Source organism: Pseudomonas sp. GW821-FHT09E12 (assembly GCF_059416085.1).
Map to the genome: position 1 here is coordinate 61243 of NZ_JBWKOM010000007.1, position 20536 is coordinate 81778.

General features: G+C 66.4%; 18 protein-coding genes. 6 read left to right on the plus strand and 12 right to left on the minus strand.

What is annotated here, in order from left to right; all coding sequences use genetic code 11:
• Window positions 1–314 precede the first annotated feature (314 nt).
• Window positions 315–545 (plus strand): hypothetical protein, encoded by a 231-nt coding sequence (locus AC07PQ_RS20905; protein ID WP_007925461.1) that lies wholly within the window; start codon window positions 315–317, stop codon window positions 543–545.
• Window positions 546–550: 5 nt separating this feature from the next.
• Window positions 551–1312, plus strand: coding sequence for a phytanoyl-CoA dioxygenase family protein (locus AC07PQ_RS20910; RefSeq protein WP_493186333.1), 762 nt, complete (start codon window positions 551–553; stop codon window positions 1310–1312).
• Window positions 1313–1324: 12 nt separating this feature from the next.
• Here the strand turns inward: AC07PQ_RS20910 and AC07PQ_RS20915 are convergent, their stop codons facing one another.
• Entirely contained in the window at window positions 1325–2227 is a 903-nt protein-coding gene (locus tag AC07PQ_RS20915; protein WP_087090897.1) for a LysR substrate-binding domain-containing protein, read from the minus strand.
• 160 nt (window positions 2228–2387) lie between these two features.
• Between AC07PQ_RS20915 and ydiJ the strand changes: the two genes are divergently transcribed.
• Window positions 2388–5444: a D-2-hydroxyglutarate dehydrogenase YdiJ gene (gene ydiJ / locus AC07PQ_RS20920; protein WP_493186332.1), complete on the plus strand. Its 3057-nt coding sequence runs from the start codon at window positions 2388–2390 to the stop codon at window positions 5442–5444.
• A gap of 272 nt (window positions 5445–5716) precedes the next feature.
• Here ydiJ and AC07PQ_RS20925 read toward each other — a convergent pair whose 3' ends face one another.
• The 5 genes from AC07PQ_RS20925 to AC07PQ_RS20945 all read right to left on the minus strand — a co-directional run bounded on the left by AC07PQ_RS20925 (window position 5717) and on the right by AC07PQ_RS20945 (window position 9519).
• Window positions 5717–5941 carry a hypothetical protein gene (locus AC07PQ_RS20925; protein WP_007925467.1) on the minus strand — a complete coding sequence of 75 codons (225 nt, stop codon included), beginning with the start codon at window positions 5939–5941 and terminating at the stop codon, window positions 5717–5719.
• A 202-nt stretch (window positions 5942–6143) separates the two neighbouring features.
• Window positions 6144–7679, minus strand: a complete 1536-nt coding sequence (locus AC07PQ_RS20930) for an FAD-dependent oxidoreductase (protein WP_493186331.1) — start codon at window positions 7677–7679, stop codon at window positions 6144–6146.
• A gap of 232 nt (window positions 7680–7911) precedes the next feature.
• The gene (locus AC07PQ_RS20935) at window positions 7912–8370 is read right to left on the minus strand and encodes a metallophosphoesterase family protein (RefSeq protein WP_493186330.1); all 459 of its coding nucleotides are present in this window, start codon (window positions 8368–8370) and stop codon (window positions 7912–7914) included.
• A 157-nt stretch (window positions 8371–8527) separates the two neighbouring features.
• Window positions 8528–8710, minus strand: coding sequence for a hypothetical protein (locus tag AC07PQ_RS20940; protein ID WP_007925473.1), 183 nt, complete (start codon window positions 8708–8710; stop codon window positions 8528–8530).
• 251 nt (window positions 8711–8961) lie between these two features.
• Window positions 8962–9519 carry an ATP-dependent Clp protease proteolytic subunit gene (locus AC07PQ_RS20945; protein ID WP_007925475.1) on the minus strand — a complete coding sequence of 186 codons (558 nt, stop codon included), beginning with the start codon at window positions 9517–9519 and terminating at the stop codon, window positions 8962–8964.
• Window positions 9520–9716: 197 nt separating this feature from the next.
• Here AC07PQ_RS20945 and AC07PQ_RS20950 point away from each other — a divergent pair, with 197 nt between their 5' ends.
• Window positions 9717–9926, plus strand: a complete 210-nt coding sequence (locus tag AC07PQ_RS20950; RefSeq protein ID WP_493186329.1) for a hypothetical protein — start codon at window positions 9717–9719, stop codon at window positions 9924–9926.
• 48 nt (window positions 9927–9974) lie between these two features.
• Here AC07PQ_RS20950 and AC07PQ_RS20955 read toward each other — a convergent pair whose 3' ends face one another.
• Window positions 9975–11366 (minus strand): aldehyde dehydrogenase family protein, encoded by a 1392-nt coding sequence (locus tag AC07PQ_RS20955; RefSeq protein WP_493186328.1) that lies wholly within the window; start codon window positions 11364–11366, stop codon window positions 9975–9977.
• Between the two features lie 101 nt (window positions 11367–11467).
• Between AC07PQ_RS20955 and ptrR the strand changes: the two genes are divergently transcribed.
• Window positions 11468–12331, plus strand: coding sequence for a putrescine utilization regulator PtrR (gene ptrR / locus AC07PQ_RS20960; RefSeq protein ID WP_007925480.1), 864 nt, complete (start codon window positions 11468–11470; stop codon window positions 12329–12331).
• 64 nt (window positions 12332–12395) lie between these two features.
• On the opposite strand, the gene AC07PQ_RS20965 is transcribed toward ptrR, so the two are convergent.
• From AC07PQ_RS20965 to AC07PQ_RS20975, 3 genes are all read right to left on the minus strand, one after another.
• A complete protein-coding gene (locus tag AC07PQ_RS20965) occupies window positions 12396–13919 on the minus strand; it encodes a sensor domain-containing diguanylate cyclase (RefSeq protein WP_493186327.1) in 1524 nt (507 codons plus the stop codon).
• Between the two features lie 169 nt (window positions 13920–14088).
• Window positions 14089–16506 (minus strand): DUF3772 domain-containing protein, encoded by a 2418-nt coding sequence (locus tag AC07PQ_RS20970; protein ID WP_007925483.1) that lies wholly within the window; start codon window positions 16504–16506, stop codon window positions 14089–14091.
• A gap of 177 nt (window positions 16507–16683) precedes the next feature.
• A complete protein-coding gene (locus AC07PQ_RS20975; protein ID WP_007925486.1) occupies window positions 16684–17703 on the minus strand; it encodes a helix-turn-helix domain-containing protein in 1020 nt (339 codons plus the stop codon).
• A gap of 78 nt (window positions 17704–17781) precedes the next feature.
• Here AC07PQ_RS20975 and AC07PQ_RS20980 point away from each other — a divergent pair, with 78 nt between their 5' ends.
• A complete protein-coding gene (locus tag AC07PQ_RS20980; RefSeq protein WP_097136182.1) occupies window positions 17782–18648 on the plus strand; it encodes a phytanoyl-CoA dioxygenase family protein in 867 nt (288 codons plus the stop codon).
• An 83-nt stretch (window positions 18649–18731) separates the two neighbouring features.
• Here AC07PQ_RS20980 and AC07PQ_RS20985 read toward each other — a convergent pair whose 3' ends face one another.
• A complete protein-coding gene (locus tag AC07PQ_RS20985) occupies window positions 18732–18887 on the minus strand; it encodes a hypothetical protein (protein WP_493186326.1) in 156 nt (51 codons plus the stop codon).
• 42 nt (window positions 18888–18929) lie between these two features.
• The gene (locus AC07PQ_RS20990) at window positions 18930–20273 is read right to left on the minus strand and encodes an erythromycin esterase family protein (protein WP_493186325.1); all 1344 of its coding nucleotides are present in this window, start codon (window positions 20271–20273) and stop codon (window positions 18930–18932) included.
• Between the last annotated feature and the right edge of the window lie 263 nt (window positions 20274–20536).

Sequence of the window (20536 nt, forward strand, 5' to 3'; positions counted from 1 at the left end):
CCGGTCGGAGGCTTTCAATAAGCGCATGTCAGTAAGCGCAAATCAGTAAATGCATGAGCGGCCCCGGCTTCTGGATAGGCCACGCATGCTAGGGGGCCATCCTGGCGCGGCGCTTTAGGCCCTTTCTGAAACGCTCGAAAGAAAACTCGCTTGTGGGCCGGCGATAAAACCGGCGATCCGTTTCTGGCGCTAAAAGCTGCCGTTCGTCACGGCGCACGGAGCGGGATTCAACTTTTGCCCACAATGATTTTCACAGCCGTTGTAAGGACCGCACCAGGCCCGGAGGGGCTGCTATCCGCCGGAGGTTGAGCCAGATGAACGACGACTCCCTGGACGAAACGCTCGAGGAACGCCGTCAGCGTCGAGTGGCGCGGGCGCTGAGCCTGAACCCCGACGAAGTGGCGCGCTGGGTGGTGGCCATGGAAGAGGACGGCAGCGGCATGGGCTATGTCATCGAGTTTTCCGCCGCCACGCCGGTCGGGGTGCTGGCCAGGGTGCCGGGGCTGGGCAGTGACCGGCTGATCAATATCGGCCCCATCGACTAGCCATCATGGCCTGCATGCCAGCACTGACCGCCGAACGCCTGCGGGCCTTGCACCGCGAAGGCTTCGTGCTGTTGCCCGGGGTGCTCGACGCGGACCGGATCAACTTGCTGCGCCACGCCATCGACGGCCTCAAGCCCCAGCATTGGGACTACAGCGGCTTGCTCGAACACTACAAATGCGTGTTCAATCGCGACCCGCTGTGGCTGGCGTTTCTCGACCTGCCGGGGGTGATCGAGCTGGCCGAAGCGGCGCTGGGCGACGATTGCCATGTCATCGGCCAGACCGCCTGGCGCTGCCATCCGGGCTTTCAAGGGATGGGCCTGCACCTGGATTACCTGGCGATGCAGTTGCCGCGCAGCCTGCTCAGCGATCCGGCCTTCGAGCTGCCGATGCAGATCTGCACCTGCCACCTGTACCTGGACGATATCGACCAGGACCTGTGCCCGACCCGGGTAGTGCCGGGCAGCCATCGCGCCGGGCGGCCGCCACGGGCCGGCGAGGAATATTGGCATGGCCAAACTGCCCAGGCCGTGCTGTGCCAGGCCGGCGACGCCCTGATGTTTCGCAGCGAGCTGTGGCATGCCGGCAGCGAGAACAGCAGCGTCGAACGCATCCGCTACCTGCTGCAGGTGCACTATGGTCGGCGCATGGTGGCGCAGAAGTTTTCGCCGTACCTGCACTGGCGTTTCAACCCCGAGGTGCTGGCGGCGGCCTCGGCGCGCCAGCGGCGGTTGCTGGGTGAGCATGAGGAGGCCGAGTACGACTGAGCGAAGGGACCGTCAGCTGTCGGGAAAGGGAATCGACAGCAGCCAGCGGCTGAACGCCTGCAACGATGGCAGGTGCTGATAGCGGCTGGGGTAGGCCAGGTAATAGCCGCGGCCGCTGTCCACCGGCTCGAACAGCGCCACCAGTTCGCCGCTGTGGATCTCGTCCTGCACCAGGATGCGCGGCACCAGGCCGATGCCGATGCCGGCGACCACCGCCTGGATCAGGTGCGCGGTCAACTCGAACCCTGGGCCCATGCGCATCGCCCGCGGATGCAGGCCGTTCTGCTCGAACCATTCGGGCCAGGCATCGGGACGCGACACCACGTTCAGCAGCAACTGCCCGGTCACCTCGGCGACGGACATCGAAGCGTGCTCGGGCAGGGCCTTGGGGCTGGCCACCACCGTGAGCTTTTCCGAGAGCAGCCGATGGGCCTCGTAGCCGGGCCAGTGGCCGGTGCCAGCGCAGATGATCGCGTGCATGTCGGCGGTGTCCTTCGACAGATCGCTGGTGACGATCCGCGAATGGATATGCACCAGGGTGCCCGGGTGGCTGGCGTAAAAGTCATGCATGCGCGGCAGCAGCCATTTCGAGCCGAAGGTCGGCAACACCGCCAGGTGCAGCGGGCCGCCGCCGGCCTTGTGGGCGATGGTCTGCAAGGTGGCGTTGCGGATCCGTGCCAGGGCCGCGGCCAGTTCGTGGTGATACAGGGCGCCGGCGGCGGTCAGCTCGATATGCCGGCCGTCACGGCTGAACAGCGGCACTTCCAGCAGCGACTCCAGGGCCTGGACCTGGCGGCTGACGGCGCTCTGGGTCAGCGCCAGTTCTTCGGCGGCCTTGGTGAAGCTGCCATGCCGCGCCGCGGCCTCGAAAGCCACCAGCACTGACATCGACGGAGTGAGTCGTCTTGGGTTCATTCATAAAACTCATGAAAAAAGCACATGAAATACATTTGCCCACGGTGCAAGGCTTTAGGAAAATAGGCTTTTTCGGCTGGCCGCCGCCCCTCGGGCTGCGTGCAAGCATACGTGTTTTGCATGCACCGCTGCGCCTTTTCTCTGCCTGGAAACCTTTTTAATGATTGCTCTGCTTGCCCCCGAACGCGACCCGCTGGCCCACTACCAAAGCTTCCTCGACGCCCTGGCCGCCGACGGTTTTCGTGGCGAGATCGCCCGTGACCTGGGCCTGCGCACGGTGCTGGCCACCGACAACTCGATCTACCAGCGGCTACCGCAGGCCGCGGTCTTCCCCCGGGATGTCGCGGACGTGGAACGCCTGGCGCGGCTGGCGGCGAGCCCGGAACACCGCGCGGTGGTGCTCACTCCCCGTGGCGGCGGCACCGGCACCAACGGCCAGTCGCTGACCGACGGCATCGTGGTCGACCTGTCGCGGCACATGAACCAGATCCTCGAGATCAACGTCGAGGAACGCTGGGTGCGGGTGCAGAGCGGGGTGGTCAAGGACCAGCTCAACGCCGCCCTCAAGCCCCACGGCCTGTTCTTCGCCCCGGAGCTGTCGACCTCCAACCGTGCCACCGTCGGCGGCATGATCAACACCGACGCCAGCGGCCAGGGCAGCTGCACCTATGGCAAGACCCGCGACCACGTACTGGCGCTGAGCACCGTGCTGCTGGGCGGCAGCCGCCTGGACAGCGCGTCGATCGACAACCGCCAGTTGACCGAAGAGGCCGCGCAGCCCGGGCGCATCGGCGAGGTCTACCGCTGTGCCCAGGACATCGCCGACCACCAGGCCGAGCTGATCGAGGCGATCTTTCCCAAGCTCAATCGCTGCCTGACCGGTTATGACCTGGCGCACCTGCGCGAGACGCCGGAGCGCTTCAACCTCAACAGCGTGCTCTGCGGTTCCGAGGGTTCCCTGGGCTTTATCGTCGAGGCGCGGCTGAATGTGCTGCCGATTCCCCGGCACTCGATCTTGGTCAACGTGCGCTACGCCGGCTTCATGGATGCGCTGCGCGATGCCAAGGCGCTGATGGCGCTGAAGCCGCTGTCGATCGAGACGGTGGATTCCAAGGTGCTGATGCTGGCCATGCAGGACATCGTCTGGCATGGCGTGGCGCGGTATTTCCCCGAGCAGGCGGACGCCCCGACCCTGGGCATCAACCTGATCGAGTTCAGCGGCGACGACCAGGAAGAGCTGGAGCAGCGGGTCGACGCCTTCGTCCGCCACCTGCAACAGGACAGCTCGGTGCTGCGCCTGGGCCATACCCTGGCCATCGGCGCCCAGGCGGTGAACCAGGTGTACGCCATGCGCAAGCGCGCGGTCGGCCTGCTGGGCAACGTCCAGGGCGAGGCGCGGCCGCAGCCCTTTGTCGAAGACACCGCGGTGCCGCCGGAGAACCTGGCCGACTACATCCTCGAGTTCCGTGCGCTGCTCGATGGCTACGGCCTGCAATACGGCATGTTCGGCCATGTCGACGCCGGCGTATTGCACGTGCGGCCGATCCTCGATATGAAGGACCCCAAGCAGGCGGCGTTGATCCGGCCGATCTCCGATGCGGTGGCGGCGCTGACCCACAAGCACGGTGGCCTGCTGTGGGGCGAGCACGGCAAGGGCCTGCGCTCGCAGTACGTGCCGGACTATTTCGGCGAACTCTACCCGTCGCTGCAGGCCCTGAAGGCCGCGTTCGACCCGTTCAACCAGCTCAACCCCGGCAAGATCGCCACCCCGGCCTCGGTGCCGGAAGCACGGCTGACCCGGGTCGACGAAGTGGTGCTGCGCGGCGAGCTCGACCGCACCATCGACGAGCGCGTCTGGCAGAGCTATGACAGCGCCCTGCATTGCAACGGCAACGGCGCCTGTTACAACTTCGATCCGGACGACGCCATGTGCCCGTCGTGGAAGGCCACCCGCAACCGCATTCATTCGCCCAAGGGCCGCGCCTCGCTGATCCGCGAGTGGCTGCGCCTGCAGGGCGAGCAGGGGGTGGACGTGCTGAACGGCGGTGGCGCGCGGCTTTCCAACCTGGCCCGGCGCGTCTATAACAGCGCGGCGCGGTTGGCCGGGCGCGAGGACTTCTCCCATGAGGTGTACGACGCCATGGCCGGCTGCCTGGCGTGCAAGTCCTGCGCGGGGCAGTGCCCGGTCAAGGTCAATGTGCCGGAGTTCCGCTCGCGCTTCCTCGAGCTGTACCACGGCCGTTACCTGCGCCCGCTGAAGGACTACCTGATCGGCTCCCTGGAGTTCAGCGTTCCTTATCTGGCGCGCCTGCCGCGGCTGTACAACGCGTTGATCGGCGCGGCGCCGGTGAGCCGGGCGCTCCAGCACCTGGCGGGGATGGTCGACAGTCCGTTGCTCAGCACCCTGGATTTCCAGGCGGTGTGCCGCCGGCGCAACGTGCGCATGGCCAACGCCGCGCAACTGGCGGCGCTGTCTGCCGAACAGCGCGAACGTAGCGTGATTCTGGTGCAGGACGCCTTTACCCGGTTCTTCGAGACGCCGCTGGCGGCCGAGTGGCTGGAGCTGATCGAGCGCCTGGGCTTGCAGATCTACCTCGCGCCGTTCGCGCCAAACGGCAAGCCTTTGCAGGTCCAGGGCTTCCTCGGCGCCTTTGCCCGGGCCGCGCGCTACAACGCGCAATCGCTGCTGAAGCTGCAAGCCAGCGGCGTGCCCCTGGTCGGGCTCGATCCGGCGATGACCCTGGTCTACCGCCAGGAATACCGCAAGACCCTGGGGGCGGCTCAGGCGCCCGAAGTGCTGCTGCCGCAGGAATGGCTGGCCCGGGTGCTGCCTGAGCTGTCGGCTGAAGCGAGCCCGACCGCCGAGGCCGAGTCCTATCAGTTCCTCGCGCACTGCACCGAGAAAACCAACGAGCCGGGCAGCATCGGCCTGTGGCAACAGGTGTTCGCGCGGATGGGCCTGAAGCTGCAAGTGCTGGCCAGCGGTTGCTGCGGCATGTCCGGTACCTACGGCCACGAGACCCGCAACCTGGCCACTTCGCAGGTGATCTACCAGCAGTCCTGGCAGCCGCTGGTGGCCCGCCACGGCCAGGGCGGCCGACTGCTGGCCGACGGTTATTCCTGCCGCAGCCAGGTCAAGCGCCAGGAGGGGCAGGGCCTGCAGCATCCACTCCAGGCTCTGCTGGAACAACTGCGCAAACGCCCGCTAGCGACCTGACGACAGGGGGCGATGTAGCCGCTGCCGAGCCCGCGAGGCTACGTACGGCAACGCAGTTGCTGCAAAGCCTGAGTCCGTGGTCTGCCTGGAAAAACGCGGTGTCCGGTCCAGCGCCCGCTGCGCGGTCGTGCGCAGCCTGCGGCAGCGGCTACACAGGCAACGTGGTTCCTGTAGCCGCTGCCGAGCCTGCGAGGCTGCGCTCGGTTTGGGCGGCATTCCGACGCAGCGACCGCAAACCCAGCATCCCGGATCTTCCCGCCGGCGCGGGGGCTTCAGTCGGTGCCGTCCATCAACTGCTTGATGCGCAGCCAGTCGTTGCGCGCTTCCAGGTATTTTTCGTTGGCCCGCTGCTTGGCGCTGCTGAACAGGGCCAGGCGGTCGTCGTCGACATGGTCGGTGTTAAGCAGCTCATAGGCCTGGACATCCAGGCGGTCGGCTTCGGCAAACAGCCGGGCGTTGTTCGCCAGCTCGCGGTTGATTCGTTCTGTCCTGCTCATGGATGCATCGTCCTCCTTAATCCTGCATAGGGCCGGCCACGGCAAGACACCTGAGCCCATGGGTATTCACCTTGCACCGGGTGCCTCGGCCGCTGGCCGAGCTATCGAGACCCTGCCTGAATTTGGAGAATCGCCTTTTACCGGGGGTTCCATGGCGCTGCCGAGTGGTTGTCGGCAGCGCGCGGATGGGCGCGGGTCAAGGCTATTCCGGCGTGCCATGGATCAGCTCCAGGGCCTCGCTGCGCGACAGCGGCCGCTGCATGCGCTGCGACAACAGGGCCATGGCCCGCGGGTATTCGCAGGCGACCACCGACTCCACCTGTTCGTTGAAACACAGCAGGGCGATAAAGCGGTACTGCTCCGGCTCGCCCTCGAAGACGATCTGGTTCCAGCGGCGGGCATGGCCGAGCACCTCGAAGGTCTGGTCGTAGAAGTAGGTCCAGAAGAACGGCACCACGCTGAAACTCAGCTGTTCGCCGAGCATATTGCAGGCGGCGAGCTGGCCTTGTTGCTGGGCCACGCGCCAGTGTTCGATGCGCTGCGAGCGGCCGTCGCAGGGGTAACTCACGAGATCACCGGCCGCCCACAGGCCATCGGCCACGGCCAGGCCGGCATCGGCTTTGAGCGAACCGTCCTCGGCCCGGTCGAGGCCTTCGACGAAGGCCGTGGCAGGGCTGACGCCGATGCCGAACAGCACCAGATCGACGGCGATGCGCTGGTCGTTGTCGAGGACCACCTGTTGCACCTGGCCCTCGCCGACCAGGGCCCGGGCTTCGCAACCGGCGTGGTAGATCACCCCGTGCCGTTCGTGCAGGGCCCGTATGGCGCTGCCGATGCGTTCGCCCAACTGGCGTTGCAACGGTACCGGGTGGCGACCGATCAGGTGCACCATCAGCCCGCGTTTGCGCAGGGCCGAGGCGGCTTCCAGGCCGATAAAGCTGTCGCCGACGATCGCCACGCGTTTACCGGGACGGGCCTGTTCCAGCAGGCGCGCGGCATCCTCCCGCGAGCGCAGCATGAACACCCCCGGCAGGTCGGCGCCTTCGATGGCCGGCAGGTGCGGCTCGGCGCCGGTGGCCAGGAGCGCGGCGTCGTAGTCCAGGCGCTGGCCGTCGGCCAACAGGATCTGCCGCCGACGTGGGTCCAGGCGCAGGACCTCGGCCTGCAGCACCTGTAGATCGGCCTTGCGATAGAACTCCGGCTCGAGCAGGGGCGGAACCTCCGCCGGTGGCATTTCGCCGGCCAGCACGTATTTGCTCAAGGCGGTGCGGTCATAGGCGGGTCGCGCCTCCTTGTCGATCCAGGTCAGGTTCCGGGCGTAACCCTTGGCCCGCAGGGTCGCCACGGCCGCGGCCCCGGCAGCGCCGGCGCCGATCACCAGCAGCCGGCGCGAGTCGGCCTGCCGTGGAGGGGCGGGTTCGGCCATGGGCTGGTCGGCAACCCAGACCCGGTTGTCATGGCGGATGTCGACTTTGTAGCGCTTGAGGCTCGCCAGCGGAGGCGGCTCGCAGACCAGCCCGCTGTCGCAGGCAAAGGCGCCCTTGTGCCAGGGGCAGATCAGCCGCCCCTGATACACCGCACCCTGTTCCAGCGGCGCCCCGGCGTGGGGGCAATCGGCCTGGTAGGCCCGGACCTGATCGCCGGTGCGAATCAGCAGCACGGCTTCGGCGCCGACCTGGACCCGGGTGCCGCGGTCTTCGGGCAACTGGTCGAGGCGGGCCACGACATAAAAGGTCATCGCTTTTCTCCTGCGCATTGCGCGCCCTCGGCCATCCTTGCGCGCCACCTTCTCGGGGGCGCGGGGCCGGGTACGGAATCTTCTGCTCGAGGGCGCAACGCGGCCCGGCCAAGTGGCTTCGCACGGCTTTCGTCATGAACGCCGCCAATCGCTGGATTAAGTGTGGACCCTGCAAAGCCCGGCCGATGGGCGCGCTCCGATAGCCGGTCATGCCCGGGCCCGGGCCAGGCCGCTAAACAGCCAGTTCGATCAACCGGCCTTCGATCTGGCCGGCCTCGATGGTCAGGCAGCCGAGGCTGACCGGCAACTTGAAGCGCCTTGGCCCGGCGCTGCCCGGGTTGATGTAGAGCACATCGTCCTGCCAGAACTGCAGCGGTCGGTGGGAGTGGCCGGTGACCACCACCCGCACGCCCGGCGGCAGAGGCTTCGGCACCTCGGCCAGGACATGGCAGAGCAGCAGGTCGACGCCATCGAGCTGCACGGTGACGTGATGGGGCAATGCCCGGGCCCAGTCATGGGGCTGATCGACATTGCCGAATACCGCGGTCACCGGCGCCAGGTGTCCGAGGGTGGCGAGCATCTGCGGGTCGCCGATATCACCGGCATGCAGGATATGCGCGCAGCCCTGCAGCGCCGCCAGCGCGCCGGGACGAAGCAAGCCATGGGTGTCGGAGATCAGGCCTATTTTCATGCGTCGCTTTTCATCGAAGGCTGGCTAACGTGGTTTCGCCGTGGTGCAAGCATAGCCGGTCGCGCTCGACGGCAACCGGCGCGGGCAGGCCGGTGGCATGGGCGGTCCGGGCAAAAAAAGCCGGAGTGCGTCAGGGACGACACTCCGGCGTTGTGGATCAGGCTTTGCGGGTACCGCCGCCAGAGCCTTGGGTGCCGCCTTTCTTGCCTGCGTCAGGGGCTTTTTGCCGATCGGCGGGGATGTTGCCCCCCGAGCCCTGGCCGCCGGATTTCTTGCCGGCCGGGGAGGGTTTTTGAGTGTCCTTGTTGCCCATGAGTGGGTTTTTTCCGCTGGTAGCCATTTTTTCAATCCTCGATAGTGAGCGATTTGACACCTCGCAAGATTGGGAAACACAACCGCAAACGAAAGTTTGAAAAAGTTTCTTGCGGGACGACGAATGGACTGGCCGCGAGGGTGCGTATACATGCCGGTTCCAGCCTGCGCGTTCATGCCCATGGCCCGTCCGCTTCGGCGGCGCTTTTTATGGTGCTCGTAGCGGGCGAGCATCGGTTGGGTGCTCGGGCCGTGGGCCATGTGTTTGGGGCTGCGCGATCAGCCGCCCGAGACTTTCCAGTGCCTGACGTCGTCGGCGAAGACCACCTGGCGCACCTCGTGGGCGATGCCGTAGGCCAGCGACTCATGGGCGGCGATGACCTTTTCCTCGGCCGACAGGCATTTGAAAATGTCCAGCTGGGTCGCCGCGTCGGCGGTTTCCAGCTCGTAGATTTTCACGTAGCGCGCCAGGTCGTTGTCCAGGCTGGAGAGGTATTCGCGCAGGCGCTGATGATCCACCGAGCTCTGGCTGAAGTACCAGTTCATCGGGTGGATCAGAAAGCGCGAATGCGGCGCGGTGATGCGCCGGTTGGCGGCGAGAAACATGATGATGCCCATGGACTCGATGTTGCCGGCGTTGATCGCGCACAGCGGCACCGGCAGCGATTTGAGAAAGGTGTAGAGGGTGAAGCCGAAGTTGGTGCTGCCGCCGGTGGTGGAAAGATTCAGCAGCAGCGAGGTGGCGCCTTGTTCGATGGCTTCCAGGCAACTGTCGCGAAAGCGTTCGGTGGTACCCTGGTCGATCTGGCAGTGAAAATGCACGATGTGCTCGGTCATCGGACGGCCTCCCGGTGCGGGCCACGGTGCGTGACCTGGCTCTACGATTGAGCCCGGGTGGCGGCGAAAGTTTCGCTGAGCAGGTGTCTGGCCAGGAGGGCCGGGCGACCGCTCATCCATTGCCCTGCACCCCCTGGCCCGGCCCGGTGCCTAACGGAGTAGGGCCCGGATTCACCGGGCCTGCCGTGAGGTGCACCATGTCCCAGTCGATGCATGACCCCAGCGAGCCCCGCACTCCTGAACCCGACCCTCTGCAACCGGCTCGCCGGCACGACCCGGTGATCGATCCCAACGTCAACGGCGATGCCGAACGCGCTAAGCGGCGTGACGATGACAGGGAGCGGCCAATGATCCCCGATCTGCCGGCACCGAACGAACCGACGCCACTGTCCGATGACCGCCGCTGACCGTGACACGACGGGTGGCTGAAGGAACAGGAGATCGGGGGTGGGGGATCAGTTGCGGTCCAGCCATACCGTCTGTGCGTTGCAGAACTCGCGGACGCCGAAGTGCGACAGCTCACGGCCGAAGCCGCTTTTCTTCACGCCGCCGAAGGTCACCCGCGGATCGCTGGCGCAATAGCCGTTGATGAACACGCCGCCGGTTTCCAGCTCGGCGGTCAGGCGTTCGGCCAGGGCGACATCCCGGGTGTAAATAGTCGAGGCCAGGCCGAATTCGCTGTCGTTGGCCAGTTCCAGGGCGTGTCGGGCATCCCGGGCACTGATGATCGAGGCCACGGGGCCGAACAGTTCCTGCTTGAACGAGGTCATCCGGTCGGTGACGCCGGCCAGCACCGTCGGCAGGTAGAAATTGCCCGGGCCCTCGGCCTTGGCGCCGCCCAGCAGCAGGGTCGCGCCTTCGCTCAAGGTGGCCTGTACTTGCGCGTCCAGTTCGTCGCGCAGGTCGAAGCGCGCCATGGGACCGATGTAGGTGGCGTCGGCCAGCGGATCGCCGACTATCAGCTGGCGAGTGGCGGCGACGAACTTCTCGGTGAAGGCCTCGACCACCCCTTGCTCGACGATCAGGCGCTTGGCGGCGGCGCAGACTTGCCCAGTGTTCTGGTAGCGGCCGATGACCGCGGCCTGCACGGCGGCGTCCAGATCGGCGTCGTTGAGCACGATAAAGGGGTCGGAACCGCCGAGTTCCAGCACGCACTTCTTCAGGGCCGCGCCGGCCTGGGCGCCGATGGCGATGCCGGCGCGCACGCTGCCGGTCAGGGTCACGGCGGCGATCCGCGGATCGGCAATCGCCCGGGAGACGCCGTCCGCGGTGACGTTGATCACCTCGAACACGCCTTGCGGGAAACCGGCGCGCTGGAAGGCTTCCAGCAGCAGGTAGGCGCTACCCATGACGTTCGGCGCATGCTTGAGCACGTAGGTATTGCCGGCGATCAGCGCCGGTACCGCGCCGCGCAGCACCTGCCAGATCGGGAAGTTCCACGGCATCACCGCAAGGATCGGGCCCAGCGGCCGGTACTCGATGCGCGCCTTGCCGCTCGGCACCGGGGCCGGCTCGGGGGCGAGCATCGCCGGGCCTTCGGTGGCGTACCACTCGCAGAGCTGGGCGCATTTTTCGATCTCGCCGCGGGCCTGGGTAATCGGCTTGCCCATTTCCAGGGTGATGCTGCGGGCCAGGGTTTCGCCGTTGTCGCGCAGGGCCTTGGCCAGGGCCAGCAACAGGGCCGAGCGCTGTTCCAGGCTGCTGCGGCGCCACTGGGCGGCGGCCGCGGCGGCGCGGGCGAGGGCGGCGTCCAGCGCCTCGGCGGATTCATAGGGGTAGTGGGCGATCTGCTCGCCGTTGGCGGGGTTGATCGAAAGGGCGTGGGTCTGGCTGGAAACCGGGGTCATGGCAGCGTCCTGTGGGCTGGGGAATGGCCGCAGGTTAGGCTGGTACAGGGCTTATGAAAACTGAATAATAAAGAGCCTATCTTTCACGTTTGGAGAATGAGATGGACCTGGTGCAGCTGGAAATCTTCAAGGCGGTGGCCGAGCAGGGCAGCATCAGCGCCGCGGCGCAACTCATCCATCGGGTGCCATCCAACCTGACCACGCGGATCAAGCAGCTGGAGCAGGATTTGGGGGTGGAGCTGTTTATCCGCGAGAAAAGCCGCCTGCGCCTGTCGCCGGCCGGCTGGAGTTTCCTCGACTATGCCCGGCGGATTCTCGACCTGGTGCAGGAAGCGCGGCTGACGGTCGCCGGCGAAGAACCCCAGGGCCCGTTCTCCCTGGGTTCCCTGGAGAGCACGGCGGCGGTGCGGATTCCGGCCTTGCTGGCGGCCTATAACCAGAAGCACGTCAAGGTCGAGCTGGACCTGTCCACCGGCCCCTCCGGGACCATGATCGATGGCGTGCTGTCCGGGCGCCTGACCGCGGCCTTCGTCGATGGCCCGGTGCTGCACCCGAGCCTGGAAGGCGTGCCGGTGTTCGACGAGGAAATGCTCATCATCGCGCCGCTGGGGCATGCGCCCATCACCCGCGGGCGCGACGTCAACGGCGAGAGCATCTACGCCTTTCGCGCCAACTGCTCGTACCGCCATCACTTCGAGCGCTGGTTCAGCGAGGATGGCGCGGTGCCCGGCAAGATCCACGAAATGGAGTCCTACCACGGCATGCTGGCTTGCGTCAGTGCCGGCGCCGGCCTGGCGCTGATGCCGCGCAGCATGCTGGAAAGCATGCCGGGCTGCGGCACGGTGAGCATCTGGCAGCTGGCGCAGCCGTTCCGTTTCCTGCAGACCTGGCTGATCTGGCGCCGCGGCACAGTATCGCGCAGCCTGACCCACTTCGTGCGCCTGCTGGAGGAGCGTGGGGTCTGAAGCGGCAAGCTTAGAGCTTGTAGTTCTTGCAGCTTGCCGCTCAGAGCTTAGAGCTTAGAGCCGCTTACAAGGTCGGCACGGTCTGGTTGCGCCCCGCGTGCTTGGCCATGTACAGCGCCGAGTCGGCCTGCATCAAGAGGGTCTTGAACTCGGGCGTGGCGGGCACGCAGCTGTAGACGCCGAGGCTGATGGTCACGACGCCGCCGGGGTTGTCGACATGCTCGATCGCCAGTTCCTGTACCGCCAGGCGGATGCTCTCGGCCAGCACGTAGGCGCCGCCAGGCTCGGTGTCCGGCAGCAGCACCGCGAACTCTTCGCCGCCGTAGCGCACCGCCAGGTCCGAGGGGCGCCGCACGCACTGGCTGATGGCCCGGCTGACGGCGCAGATGCAATGGTCGCCCGCCACATGGCCATAGCGGTCGTTGAAGCTCTTGAAGTGGTCGATATCGAGCATGATCAGGCTGATCGACGAGCGCTGCCGGGCCGCTCGCAGCCACTCCAGTTCCAGGTTGCGCTCCAGGTGCCGGCGGTTGGCCAGGCCAGTCAGGCCGTCCTGCAACACCAGGGTCTCCAGCACCGAGCGGGCTTTCTTCAAATGGCTTTCCACCCGCAGGCCCTTGCGCACCTGTTTGAACAACAGGATGCCGACCAGCAGGTTGATCAGCAGCACAACGGCGATCATTGCGGTCAGCTGGTAGGTATCGGCACGCCAGCTGCTGAGAATGGACTCCTGGGAGTTGGCCGCCGCCACCACCAGCGGGTACTTGTACAGCACCCGATAGCCGAACAGGCGGTCGACGCCGTCGATGATCGACTTGACCATGACCGTGTCCGCGGGGGCACGGGGTATGTGCACGGAGAAGATTTCGCCCCGGGCCAGGGACGCACCGATGAGCTTCTCGTCGAATGGCCGCCTGGCGATGATCGTGCCCTGGGGCAGGGCGAGAAAGATCGCGCCCTTGTCGTCGATGCTGAAACGATCGAAGAACTTGTCGAAGTACTCCATCTTGATGGTCGCCAGCACCACGCCCTTGAAGTTGCCCTGGGCGTCGTTGACCCGGCGCGAGAACGGGATCACCCAGTCGCCCGTGGTCTTGCTGCGCAGGGCCGCGCCGACCCTGGGGGACAGGGTTGCATTCTCGCGGTGGAACTTGAAGTAGTCGCGGTCCGAGTTGTTCGCCTTTGGCGGCTTGTAGTCGAACGAGGTGAGCACCCAGTTGCCTTCCCGGTCATAGAAGAACAGGCCGTGCAACTGTTCGGTGGTGAACACGCGCTTTTTCAGCAGCTTCTGGGTTTTTTCCAGGGCCTGGGGCGACAGGTCGTCGAGGCGCTCGATCAACTCTTCGAGGATCAGGTTGGCTTCGTCGAAGGTATCGGTCGCCTGTTGTGCCATGGACAGGGCCAGGTTACCGGAGATCAGCCGGGCTTGCGCCAGTTCATGGGCCTTGCTGTTGATGACCTGGATGCCATAGATGCTGAGAATCGACACCGCGACCACCATCAGGAAGGCGATGGTGACCGCCAGTGCGGGAAGTCGTTTCGACTCCAGGGCAATATCTTCGGGGCTGATGCCGGGTTTTCCGTCCATGGTGTTCCTTGTCTTGCCGGGAGTGAAACAGGGCTGTCATCGGGTTCCTTGATGACAGCTGCGGCTCGTTGAAAAAAGTTGCCAGGGCCTTAGCCACGATAGCTCAGTGCTTCCCACCGCAAGATAAAAAACAGGGCGCTCGCCGGCGGTGCGCCCTGCAGGGGCCGGTTCATGCGCTAGGCTGGGCCGGTGGCTCGCCAGCCGCCTTGTCCTGGCTGTCGCTGATCAGCATCAGGTTCTGCGGCGACGACAGGGCGATGCCCACTTCGCGCAGGCGCCCGAGGATGGTGAACAGCAGGTCGCTGCGGGCACCGGACACCGAGCGCGGGCTGCCGACGTAGCCGCTGACGCTGATGATCAGGCCATTGCTGGTCAGGTCCTTGAACGATACCGAGGTCGCCGGCGCCTTGAGAATCGCCTCGTGCTCGGCATAGGCCTGCAGCAACAGCTCGCGCACCTGCAGCACATCGGTTTCCAGGGGCAGGGTCAGGGTGATGCCGACCACGCCCAGGGCGTTGTCCATGGTTACGTTGCGCACGTTCTGCGAGATGAACTGCGAGTTCGGCACGATCACCGTGGAGCGGTCGGACATCTGGATTTCCGTGGCGCGCACGTTGATCCGCCGGATATCGCCCTCGACCCCGGCCAGGCTGACCCAGTCGCCGACCTTCACCGGCCGCTCGGTGAGCAGGATCAACCCGGAAATGAAGTTCTGCACGATGGCCTGCAGGCCGAAACCGATACCCACCGACAGGGCGCTGACCACCCAGGTCAGGTTGGTCAGGTTGATCCGCAGGGTCGACATCACCACGATCGCCAGCAGGACAAAGCCGATATAGCCGACCAGGGTCACCAGCGAGGCGCGCATGCCGGCGTCCATGTTGGTTTCCGGCAGCAGCCGCTCGCTCAGCCAGCGCTTGAACACACGCACGGCGAACATCCCGCCGACCAGGAACGCCGCCGCCAGCAGCAGGTCCTGGGGCACGATGTTGAGGTTGCCCAGGGACCGGCCGCTGACATCCAGCTGGGCTAAGCCTTCCAGCAGTTCCCCCGGGCTCGACCCGGACGGCATGAACGCCAGCAGCGCCGCGGTGAACAGCAGCAGGGTCCGGCCGATGCCCGCCAGTACAGTGGTGGCCTGGGCCTGGTGGCGCGGCGACAGGCCCAGGGCCGCCGCCAGCGCCAGGCCGCCGGGCTGCTTGGGCGACAGCAGGGTTTCGCAGAGGTCGCCGAAGCAGGCGATCAGCAGGTAGGCGCTGGTGGTCACTACGCTGATCCACAGCAGCTTGACGGTGAGGAAGTACGCCAGGCTCAGGTAGCCACTGAGCAGCGACAGCAGGATCACCGCCACCCAGACCGTCACGATGAAGGGCAGCAGCCCGGCGATGCCGGTGGGGCGCTCCAGCTCGAAGCGTCGGCGGGTACGGCGATGGCGCAGCAGGGCGAAGAAAAAGATCAGCGCGATGACCAGCGCCGTCAGGCCGTTGACCGCCACAGTCAGGGCCAGGCTGCTGGCGATCACGCTGTTGATCCGCTCCTCGCCGGCGGTGAGCAGCAGCGCCAGCGCGAGGATCAGCGGGAACGGCCCCAGGGCCGTGGCGATCTGATCGGGAATCGGCGGCAGGCGCCAGGACGGCCGCGACAACATCAACATGGCGCGGCCGAGGCCGACGATGAAGGAGCAGAAAATCAGCAGGCTCAGCCACTGGCCGATCAAGTTGAGCACATCGGCGCTCAGCGTCGCGCTGTTGACCAGCCCCCAGCGCAGCAGCGAGGCGGCGGCATTGATGGTGACGACGGTCGCCAGCCCCACGGTCAGCGCCAGGGCGCTGCGGCGCAGGCGGCCTTCGGGCAGCCAGCGGATCATCGACCAGATCGCCAGGCGTTCCAGCAGGCGCCGGCCGACCACCCAGATCAGCGCCACGATGACCAGCGTGGTAATGAACAGCCCGCGATTGCCAGGGGCCAGCGCCGTATCGAACGCGGTCAAGGCTTCATCGGAGAGACGGTTCAGGCGTGCGAGGTCATCTTCGGTCGGGCGGATCAGCGTAGACCAGAAGGCCGGGCTGAGGGGGCTCGCCGAGCGGGTGCTGATCTGCGAATTGAACAGGCTGCGCCGCAGGTTGATGATCTGCGCGGCGAGGTCGCGGCCGGACTGGCTGAGCAGGTTGGCCTGGCGCTCTTCGTCGAGCAGGTTGTCCTTCTGCACGCTCAGCACCTGGCGCTGGCTGGTCAGGCTGGGCGCTTCGTCGGGCAACGGTGGGCCGAGGACCTTGAGTTGGTCGTCCAGGCGCTCGATATCGGTGGCGCGCAGGGCGATCAGGCTGTCGGCCTGCTTCTGCACTTGCAGCGCGGCCTGGCGCAGGTCCGAGAGCAGGTCGTCGTTACCGCTCGCCGACACGCTCTGGCGGATCAGCTCCAGCCGGTCGTTGAGCTGCTCAAGATCCGCGCCCTCGGCCAGCAGCGGCAGCTGATTGCGGGCAACACTCTGCGGCCCGGACGCCGGGGCCGCGAAGGCCGGCAGCGCAATACACAGCAACAGGGCCAACAGCCCCATCCCCCAGCGGTTCTGTCTCACTCGCCGCATCTGTCATGTCCTCTTTTGCTGTTCACCAGCCCTGACGAGCATAGACCGCGCCATCGCGGCATAAATTCCCCGGTGGGTGGCCCGCTGCCGTGGCGATCAGGGTGGCGCAGCATGCCGGTTTATGCGGTGTTCGAGAACGGGGGCGGTGAAAAAATCCTTAAGGGGAAACCAGGCCGCTCAGCGCCGGCCGCCGCGATAGGCCCCCGGTGGCAGCCCGGTCCATTGTTTGAAGGCGCGCTGGAAGGCGCTGGGTTCCGAGTAGCCCAGGCGTTCGGCCAATTTGGCGACGCTCACCGAGCCGCGGGCGAGCAGGGTGCAGGCCAGGTCCCGGCGCAATTCATCGCGCACCCCGAGGAAGGTCACGCCGAGCGCCGCCAGGCGGCGGGCCAGGGTCTGCCGCGAAATGCCCAGGGCCCTGGCCGCCTCGAGTTCCGACAGTCCGGCAAAGGGCTCGGCGGCGCACAGCAAGGCGCGCAGGTGGGCTTCGAAGCTGGCCAGCGGGCCGGGGGCGATCACCGCCGGCAACAGGTGGCGGGCGAAGCGCGCCGCCTCCGCCGGCCGGCGCATCAGCGGCGCCTGCAGGTTTACCGCCGGCAGCTCCAGCCATGCCTGCGTGGCGAAAGCCGGTTGGCGGCCGAACAGAAAGCGCGTTTGCGCGGTGAAGGCGCCGAGGTGCCCGGGCAGGACGATCCGCCGCAGCGGCAGGGTTTCGCCGGTGAGCCAGCTGCCGGTGTGCCAGAGCGCCAACAGCAGCATATGCGGCCAGAGCACCGAGTCGGTTTGCGCCCCAGGGCGCGGCGTCAGCAACAGGCGGGCAATCCTGGCGTGTTTTTCCAGGCGCCAGGGCGGCGAATCGTCGAACAGCTTGTAGAAGCGCGCGGCCTCTTCGAAGGCATCGGCCAGGGTCGGCAGGTGCACCAGCAGCCGCAGCAATTGCTCGAAGCTGCCCGGAGGCACGGTGCGGGCGAAGAAACCCAAGGCTTCGTCGGCGCCGACGCCCACGGCCAGGCGACTCAAGGCGCGGTAGTTGAGCGGCGCCACGCGATAGCCGTCGCGCAGGGCCTCCCTGGGCAAGTCGCAGCGTTCGAGCAGCGCGGCGCGTGCGTCGGCGTCGAGACGCAGTTGCCCCAGCATCTCGCGCACAAAACGCGCGGGAATGGTCGGGGCGACGATCCAGTGCGGGTAAGGGCGGGTCATGTCAGTTGAGGCAAAGCGTCATTGGCGGCCACTCCGGCGTCCTGCAGATTGATGCGACCCACTCCCAGGAGCCAGTCGATGACAACCACAACTTTGCCCGAGCGGCACGACTACATGAGCAACGGATGCGCCAGGACCTATAGGTCGACCGCCGGTACCCAGCCCGCCGTGCCCGCCGCGCAACTCGACGAGCTGATGGCCCGCCTGCAACGCGACGGCTTCGTGGTGCTCGAACGGCTGTTCGATGAGCAGCAGGTTAGTCGCATGCGCGAGGATCTGCTGGGACGTTTCTGCCAGACCGGGCGCAACTCGTTCGAGGGCGCACGCACCCAGCGGTTGTATGCGGTGATTGCGAAAACGCGGGTCTGCGATGGGCTGGTGGAGCATCCGCTGATCCTGGGCCTGCTGGACCGACTCCTGGCGCCCAATTACCTGCTGTCGCAGCTGCAGGCGATCAATATCCTGCCGGGCGAGTGCGCCCAGCACCTGCATTACGACGATGCCTTCTATCCCATGGCCCGCCCGCGGCCGGCCTATGGCGCGGCGACGATCATGGCCCTGGACGACTTCACCGGCGACAACGGCGCCACCGTGGTGATTCCCGGCAGCCATCTGTGGGACGGGCGCCTGCCCACCGCCGCCGAACAGGCCGCCGTGCTGCCGGTGGTCATGCCCAAGGGCTCGGTGGTGTTTTTCCTCGGCACCCTCTGGCACGGCGGCGGCGCCAATCGCAGCGGCGCGCCACGCCTGGCGCTGACGGCGCAGTACTGCGAACCCTGGGCGCGCCAGCAGGAGAACTTCATCCTGTCGACCCCGCGCCACGTCGCCCGGCAATGCAGCGAACACATCCAGCGCATGCTCGGTTACTCGATCCACGCGCCGTTCATGGGCATGGTCAATGGCATGCACCCCAAGCGCATGCTCGAAGAGCCGCAGGGGCGCTGAGTGCTGCCAGGCCGAGGGGCTCAGTTGCCGTCGGCGACCTTCCTTTCTATCTCGGCGATTTTCCTGGCGATGTCCTCGGCCTCCTACCCGTTGCCTTGCGCAGGGCCAGGCGTGGCGGCGTCATCGAGGCCACGGCTCTGTTCTTCCTCGTCGCCAGGGTCCGGCTGCCCGGGGCGTTCTTCGGGGGCGATCCCGGAGGCCGATGTGGATGCTTTCGGATAGTGCGATTCAGGGTTCATGGTGGGGCCCTCGCTGGGGTTGTTCATCGCCAAGGGGGAGGCCTATACCCCGAAAGGAAAGGTGTCTTCTTCATGACTGAGACCGCTCGCCACCGGCAGCGGGGTAACGGCACCGGTCGTTTCATGCCAGACCAGCGCATCGAACTGCTCGCCCAGCACCGCCTGGAAATAATGGCTCTGGCGCTCCGTCGCGGGCCGGTAGATGACGCCGATCGCCCGCTCCAGCAGCGGCTCGGATAGCGCCTGGCGCAGGTCTTCGCGCTCGGGGGCGCGCCAGTCGGTCAGCGAGGCGGGAATGCCCGCCTGGAGAAACTGCTGCTCCCAGCTGTCCGCAAGGGAAGGCCGCACCTCCTTGACCCCCATGTCACCGTCCCAGTTATCAGCGGCCACCACCTGGCCGCGGTCGGTGCTCATGCCGATCAGCACCGCAGCGTCGCCGTAGGCCGTGCGGCACAGCTGGCCGATGTTGAATTCGCCGCGCCAGCCCATGTCGGTCGCCGCTGCGTTGCCGATGTGCGAGTTATGCGCCCAGACCACCGCCTTGGCGCCCGCGCCACGGTGCGCGAGCAAGGCTTGCAAGGTATCGAACATGTGTTTGTCGCGCAGGTTCCAGGAGGCGGCCGAGCTTCGGTACATGGCCCGGTAGTACTGTTCGGCAGAGCGTACGACCCGGGCATTCTGAGTGGCGCTGAACAGCGCTTCAGGGTTGCTGGCAAGGCGTTCGCTCAACAAGGTGTTCAACTGCTGGACCACCGCCTCCTCGCAGGAAGCCTCGTGCCCGCGCTCGACGAAATGGCCATACAGCGCCGGGTCGTCCTGCCAGGGCGTCAGGCAGCCATAACGGTGACGGGCTTCATGCGCCAGCCGGGCGTTGGTGCGATCGAGGTAGGCCAGTACTTCGCTGATGGAATTGCGCAGGCTGTAGACATCCAGCCCACGAAACTCGACGCGCTGCTGCGCGGGCAGGGGGCGATTGTGGCGGTGCAGCCAACGGATGAAGTTGCACACCTCGACGTTGCGCCACATCCAGCTCGGAAAGCGGCTGAACGCCTGCTGCCCGGCGGTGGATGGGCCGAGGTCGCGCACATGCCGGTCGATGTGCCCGGCGTCGGGCCAATCGGCCTCGATGGCGACGATGCCGAAGCCGTGGTGGGTGATCAGCCGTTGGCTGATGGCCGCGCGGGTTCGATAGAACTCGCGGGTGCCGTGGCTGGCTTCGCCGATCAGCACCACCCTGGCGTCGGCATAACGGTCGAACAGCTCGCCGAAAGCCGCGGATTCGAGGGCGGGCAAGGGTTCGGCGTAGCGGCGCAGCAGCGCCTGGAGCCTACTGACGGGCTCCTTGCCACGCCCGGAGATCTCCTGCCGGCCTTTGCGTGGGTTCATGGCGCAGCCTCCTTCCAGGCAGAGGATCTGAATTGCCAGGGTCGATACAGAGAAGACGTCGCCGAAGAGAGGGTGTTCCCGCCTGGGGACCGAAGGTCGGCCAGTCAACGCCTGGATGCCATCAGCCCACCGGTAAACACCGGCTGTGGCCAGGATATCAATGGGCCTTGGCCACGCCCTGCAGCTTATGAGCGGGCCATCGAAGAAGCGGTGGTGCAAAGGGTCGCCGCGTTTCTGGACGATGGCGAAGCTATTCTGGAGGA

Bases quoted from the DNA above. Each gene is read 5' to 3' on its own strand.
- AC07PQ_RS20905 (WP_007925461.1), top strand. From the start codon at position 315: ATGAACGACGACTCCCTGGACGAAACGCTCGAGGAACGCCGTCAGCGT.
- AC07PQ_RS20910 (WP_493186333.1), top strand. From the start codon at position 551: ATGGCCTGCATGCCAGCACTGACCGCCGAACGCCTGCGGGCCTTGCAC.
- AC07PQ_RS20915 (WP_087090897.1), bottom strand. From the start codon at position 2,227: ATGAACCCAAGACGACTCACTCCGTCGATGTCAGTGCTGGTGGCTTTC.
- ydiJ (WP_493186332.1), top strand. From the start codon at position 2,388: ATGATTGCTCTGCTTGCCCCCGAACGCGACCCGCTGGCCCACTACCAA.
- AC07PQ_RS20925 (WP_007925467.1), bottom strand. From the start codon at position 5,941: ATGAGCAGGACAGAACGAATCAACCGCGAGCTGGCGAACAACGCCCGG.
- AC07PQ_RS20930 (WP_493186331.1), bottom strand. From the start codon at position 7,679: ATGACCTTTTATGTCGTGGCCCGCCTCGACCAGTTGCCCGAAGACCGC.
- AC07PQ_RS20935 (WP_493186330.1), bottom strand. From the start codon at position 8,370: ATGAAAATAGGCCTGATCTCCGACACCCATGGCTTGCTTCGTCCCGGC.
- AC07PQ_RS20940 (WP_007925473.1), bottom strand. From the start codon at position 8,710: ATGGCTACCAGCGGAAAAAACCCACTCATGGGCAACAAGGACACTCAA.
- AC07PQ_RS20945 (WP_007925475.1), bottom strand. From the start codon at position 9,519: ATGACCGAGCACATCGTGCATTTTCACTGCCAGATCGACCAGGGTACC.
- AC07PQ_RS20950 (WP_493186329.1), top strand. From the start codon at position 9,717: ATGTCCCAGTCGATGCATGACCCCAGCGAGCCCCGCACTCCTGAACCC.
- AC07PQ_RS20955 (WP_493186328.1), bottom strand. From the start codon at position 11,366: ATGACCCCGGTTTCCAGCCAGACCCACGCCCTTTCGATCAACCCCGCC.
- ptrR (WP_007925480.1), top strand. From the start codon at position 11,468: ATGGACCTGGTGCAGCTGGAAATCTTCAAGGCGGTGGCCGAGCAGGGC.
- AC07PQ_RS20965 (WP_493186327.1), bottom strand. From the start codon at position 13,919: ATGGACGGAAAACCCGGCATCAGCCCCGAAGATATTGCCCTGGAGTCG.
- AC07PQ_RS20970 (WP_007925483.1), bottom strand. From the start codon at position 16,506: ATGCGGCGAGTGAGACAGAACCGCTGGGGGATGGGGCTGTTGGCCCTG.
- AC07PQ_RS20975 (WP_007925486.1), bottom strand. From the start codon at position 17,703: ATGACCCGCCCTTACCCGCACTGGATCGTCGCCCCGACCATTCCCGCG.
- AC07PQ_RS20980 (WP_097136182.1), top strand. From the start codon at position 17,782: ATGACAACCACAACTTTGCCCGAGCGGCACGACTACATGAGCAACGGA.
- AC07PQ_RS20985 (WP_493186326.1), bottom strand. From the start codon at position 18,887: ATGAACCCTGAATCGCACTATCCGAAAGCATCCACATCGGCCTCCGGG.
- AC07PQ_RS20990 (WP_493186325.1), bottom strand. From the start codon at position 20,273: ATGAACCCACGCAAAGGCCGGCAGGAGATCTCCGGGCGTGGCAAGGAG.